Annotated in this window: 3 protein-coding genes and 1 pseudogene; 1 reads left to right on the top strand and 3 read right to left on the bottom strand. The window is 63.2% G+C overall.

Features of this window, described 5'->3' with window-relative positions; all coding sequences use genetic code 11:
• From JOZ76_RS05420 to JOZ76_RS05410, 3 genes and pseudogenes are all read right to left on the bottom strand, one after another.
• A pseudogene (locus JOZ76_RS05420) lies at positions 1-459 on the bottom strand (carbohydrate ABC transporter permease); the annotation flags it as partial.
• Positions 456-1,334: a carbohydrate ABC transporter permease gene (locus JOZ76_RS05415; RefSeq protein WP_291697602.1), complete on the bottom strand. Its 879-nt coding sequence runs from the start codon at positions 1,332-1,334 to the stop codon at positions 456-458. The gene JOZ76_RS05415 and the pseudogene JOZ76_RS05420, both read right to left, overlap by 4 nt.
• Positions 1,335-1,413: 79 nt before the next feature.
• Positions 1,414-2,661, bottom strand: a complete 1,248-nt coding sequence (locus JOZ76_RS05410) for an ABC transporter substrate-binding protein (RefSeq protein ID WP_291697601.1) — start codon at positions 2,659-2,661, stop codon at positions 1,414-1,416.
• Here JOZ76_RS05410 and JOZ76_RS05405 point away from each other — a divergent pair.
• On the top strand, positions 2,621-3,868 hold the full coding sequence (locus tag JOZ76_RS05405; protein WP_291697600.1) for a LacI family DNA-binding transcriptional regulator: 1,248 nt from the start codon (positions 2,621-2,623) through the stop codon (positions 3,866-3,868). The genes JOZ76_RS05410 and JOZ76_RS05405 overlap by 41 nt on opposite strands.
• Positions 3,869-4,201: the final 333 nt, after the last annotated feature.

Here is a 4,201-nt window from a genome sequence, read left to right as displayed (position 1 = left end):
CCCGGTGACGGCGAACACCCGCACCAGCGGATAGATGAAGAGCTGATAGGGGATGAAGGCGACCACCATCATCGCGCCGAACAGGATGCCGGCGCCGCGGATGCGCCACAGCGACAGCGCATAGCCGGTGAGCGATCCCACCAGGATGGAGATGACGACCGAAGGCACCAGGATGCGCAGCGAATTGAAGAAGCCGACCCTGATGCCCCCGCAGGTCAGCCCGGTGCAGGCGGAGGTCCAGGCCTTGATCCAGGCATCGATGCTGGGTGACATCGGCAAAGCCAGGAGATTGCCCTGCCGGATCTCGGCCATCGGTTTCAGCGAGGTCACCACCATCACATAGAGCGGCAGCAGGAAATAGAGCGCAGTGATGAGGATGAAGGCGTAGAGACCCCAGCGCGCCGGTGTCATGCGCGTCCGCCGGCGCACGGTGGGCAAGGGCTCGGCGAGCGCCGTCATCGGATCTCTCCCCTGCGCGCGCGCCAGTAGAGATAGGGGGCGACCACCGCGATGACCGTGATCAGCATCATGGTGGCGGCCGCGGTCGCAAGCCCGATGTTGGCGCGCTCGAACAGATGATCCATGACGAATTTGGCGGGCACCTCGGAGGCGATGCCGGGGCCGCCATTGGTCATCGCGACCGAGAGGTCGTAGAGCCGCACCACGGCGGTCGACAGCAGCACCGCCGCGGTCGCAAAGCTCGCGCCCATCATCGGAATGACGATCGACACATAGACCCGCCATTTCGGCAGCCCGTCGACCCGCGCCGCCTTCCAGATCTCGTCGTCGATGCCGCGCAGGCCCGCGAGCATGATCGCCATCACGAGGCCGGAGGCCTGCCAGACGCCGGCGATGACGAGGCAATAGATCGCGGTCTCCGGCCGCACGATCCAGTCGAAGGTGGCGTTTTGAAAACCCCAGCTGCGCAGCACGTGCTGGATGCCGAGCGTCGGGTTCAAGAGCCACTGCCAGACCAGGCCCGTGACCACGAACGACATCGAATAGGGATAGAGATAGATCGAGCGGATGGTGTCCTCGGCGCGCACGCGCTGGTCGATCGCGACCGCCAGCAAAAAGCCGATCGCCAGGGCCAGCGAGACCAGCAGCACGCCATAGATGACGATGTTGTGGACCGAGGTGAGCCAGCGATCGTTGCCGAGCAGCATCTCGTATTGGCGCAGGCCGACAAAATTGTTGTTCGGCAGCATGCGCGAATTGGTCAGCGACATCCACACGGTCCAGCCGGTGGCGCCGATATAGACGACGAGCATCACCATCAGCGCCGGGATGAGCGCCGAGATCGCGGAGGCTCGGGAGGACAGCGAGAGACGCATCACATCGCACGAATGAGAGAGGATCGATGATGAGCGTGAAAGGGGCGGGTGAAAAATCAGCCGCCCCTCTCGTGGTGCGTCATTCCTGGGACTTCAGCACCGTGGCGACCTTGGCGGAGAACTCATCCGCGCTCATGTCGGTGTTCCAATATTGCGAGATCGCATCCTGCAGCGCGCCGATCAGCGCGGGCGGTGCCAGCATGTCGCCGGACGGCATTTGCTGGGCCTTGTCTGCGACATAGCGCATGCCCTTCTGGGCGCAGGCGTCGAGCGCGGACGTATCGACATCGCTGCGCACCGGGATCGAGCCCTTCTTCAGCGCGAACTGGATCTGGGTCTCGGGCGTCAGCATCAGCCTCGCCAAGGTCATCTGCGCCTTGGTGGTGGCCGGGTCTTTCGATTTCGGGAAGACGAACACGTCGCCGCCCATCACGTAACCGCCGCTCCCGTTGGACAGCACGGTGCAGCCATAATCCTTCTCCGGGACCTTTCCGGCGGCGACGAACTCGCCCTTGGCCCAGTCGCCCATGATCTGCATGCCGGCCTTGCCCTGGATGACCATGTTGGTCGCGTCATTCCAGTTGCGGCCCGGCGCGCCGGCGTCGACATAGTCCTTGAGCTTCTTGTAGGTGACGGCGACCTGTTTGAACTCGGCGCTCTGCGCCAGCGCCGCGTCGCGCTTGCCGAGGATGCCAGTCCACATCTGCGCGCCGCCGACGCCGATCATGACCGAGTTGAACAGGTTTTGCTCCCAGTTCTTCTGGCCCGAGAATGCCAGCGGGATCAACTTACCGTCGGCCTTCAGCTTGTCGAGAATGGCGATTGCGTCATTCCAGGTCTTCGGCTCGGTCGCGCCGATCGAGGCGAGCACGGCCTTGTTGTACCAGAGCCAGTTCTGACCGTGGATGTTAATCGGCACTGCGTACATCTTGCCGTTGCGGGTCGCCGCGGCGATGATCGCGGCGGGCATCACGCCCTTCCAGTTGCCTTCGGTGGCGACCGCATCGACATCGGCGAGCAGGTCGCCCTCAACCAGGTCGTCGAACTGTTTTCCGGTGTTGAGCTGCATGGCGGTCGGCGGATTGCCTGACACGGTGCGGCTGATCGCGGCGTTGCGCGCATTCGCTGCTCCGGCAACGGCGCTGTCGATCCAGGTGCCGCCGGCCTTGGTGAACTGATCGGCGAACACTTTGACGGCAGCCGCCTCGCCGCCGGAGGTCCACCAGTGGATGACTTCGGCCTTCATCTCCTCGGCCGAGACCGGCCGTGCGGCCAAGGACAAGGCCATGGCGGCAATCGCCACCGATGCGAACAGTGCGCGCTTCATCATTCCTCCCGATCTGCCTTTGCAGGCTGCTTGTCTTGGCCTCGGCCCCGAACGGGCTCTTAATAGCTTTACATGCCGATGTAATCGATTACATTGCCATCCTATCACAAGTTCAACGTTTTGCAAGCGCGGTGACGGCGGCGATCGTCGGGATGCAGAGATGGCAAAGCGAATCAGACAGATACGCCCGAAGGCGGCCAAGATCGCGGACGTTGCGCAGCTTGCCGGCGTCTCGGTCGCGACTGTCAGCCGCACGCTGGCGCGGCCCGAAGTGGTGACCGAGGAAACGCGCACGCGCGTGCTCGCCGCAGTGCGCGACACCGGTTACACGCCGAACATTTCGGCGCGGAATCTGCGCGTGCGGAAAACCATGGTGGTGCTGGTGGCGGTGCCGGACATCGCCAACCCGTTCTTTGCCGAGGTCTTGCAGGGCATCGACGACACCCTGTCGGCATCAGGCTATGGGCTCATCATCGCCAATCTGGCCGGCCCGCCCGAGAAGGAGGCGCGCTACGTCGACCTCGTCTGCGCAGGCCAGGCCGACGGCGTGCTGCTCCTGTGCGGCCATGTGATGCGAAGCGCGGACCGCGACCTGCGCGATGCACACGTGCCGCTGGTTGCGGCCTGCGAACATATTCCGGGCGAAAGTTTTCCGCAGGTCACGATCGACAATGTTTTCGCCGCACGTTGTGCGGCGCGGCACCTGATCGATCTCGGACACACGCGCATCGCCTATCTCAGCGGACCGAAATCCAACATTTTGGAGCAACAGCGTCTCGAAGGCTTTCGGCAGGCGGTGCGCGAGGCGGGGATTGCGGTTGACGCGGGCTTGATCCTGCCCGGCGATTTCACTTTTGCGACCGGCGTCGAGGGCGGCCGGGCGCTGCTCGCGCGCGCGCCAAAATCGCGCCCGACCGCGCTGTTCGCTGCCAATGACGAGATGGCGATCGGCCTGATCAAGACCATCCATGCCGCGGGCCTGCGCGTCCCAAAAGATCTCTCCGTCGTCGGGTTCGACGGCATTGCCTATGCCGATTATTGCGAGCCGACCTTGACCACCATCGTCCAGCCGCGCCGCGATCTCGGCGCCACCGCCGCCGCCGAATTGATCGCGCTGATGACGACGGGCAAGGCGCCCGCGCGAAACGAGATCCGGCTTCCCGCCTCGCTGGTCCTGCGCGACAGCACCTGCCCGCCACGGGCATGAAGGTGGACAATATACCGTTTCATAAAATTGCCCTACTTGCTCCCCCGCTCATGCCAATTGCCTTCAAGAAAGGGCCTCAATGGGCCTAGCAGGCTGGTACTGCAATTGTTGTGCGGTCATTCTGCAACCATCGGCCGCACAATCCCAAGTCAATTCCCGTGAAAATGCAATCTGATCTGGCAGTTCCTGACAATGTCTAGCGTCCAAGGGAGGGCGACGAATGGCTACCAACAACCTTAAACCGGGCGATCTCTATTTCGAAAACATGTTCAACGATGCGACCCGGATTCTCGAAGGTGGGCTTTGGCACAATACCGTTCCCGTAGGTAACCA

The sequence above is a fragment of the Bradyrhizobium sp. genome (genome assembly GCF_019244115.1).
GTDB lineage: Bacteria > Pseudomonadota > Alphaproteobacteria > Rhizobiales > Xanthobacteraceae > Bradyrhizobium.
The sequence above is the reverse complement of the archived record's forward strand: the minus strand, read 5'-3'. Positions and strand labels throughout refer to the sequence as shown.